The 748-nt window shown below is 52.3% G+C and carries 1 pseudogene; it reads left to right on the top strand.

Annotation, left to right across the window (positions count from 1 at the left end):
* A pseudogene (locus ACTHUM_RS16390) lies at positions 1-748 on the top strand (translation initiation factor IF-2); the annotation flags it as partial.

The following is a 748-nucleotide window of genomic DNA, read 5'->3' as shown; positions in this document are numbered from 1 at the left end:
GAAGCAGCCAGACTGAAAGCAGCCAAAGCCGCACCAAAAGCGGAAGGCAAACCTGCCGAAGCTAAAAAAGAAGAAGCCAAACCGGTTGAAGCTGTAGAAGCCAAGACCGAAGTAAAAGTTGAAGCTAAAGCAGACAACAAGCCGTCTGAAAAATCCGTTGAAGCTGAAAAACCAGCCGAAGCCAAGAAACCTGCCAAAGCCAAACAAGACAAAGGCGGCAAAGGCAAAGAAGCGAAAAAGGCAGCTAAACCTGCCGCTCCTGCCGTACCGCAACCTGTCGTCAGCGTGGAAGAACAGGCTCAACGCGATGAAGAAGCCCGTCGTGCCGCCGCCCTGCGTGCGCATCAAGAAGCCTTGTTGAAAGAAAAACAAGAGCGTCAAGCACGCCGTGAAGCCATAAAACAACAGGCCGAGAAAGACTCAAAACCTACTAAAGAAGCCAAATCAGGCGAACGCAGTAAACCTGCCGAGAAAGCTAAAGCAGCATCCGGCGAAGGCAAATCCGAACACAACGCGCGCAGTAAAAAAGAAGACCGTCGTGAGCGTGATGAAGACACTCAAGGCCGCAATGCTAAAGGCAAAGGCGGCAAAGGTGGTCGCGACCGCAACAATACACGCACTGGCGACGACGAGCGCGTACGCGGCGGCAAAAAAGGCAAAAAACTCAAACTTGAGCCAAACCAACACGCCTTCCAAGCGCCGACCGAACCTGTCGTACACGAAGTTTTAGTGCCTGAAACCATTACCG

Source organism: Neisseria sp. P0021.S006 (assembly GCF_051956895.1).
Note: the sequence above shows the minus strand (reverse complement) of the source record. Positions and strands in the feature narration are given on the sequence as shown.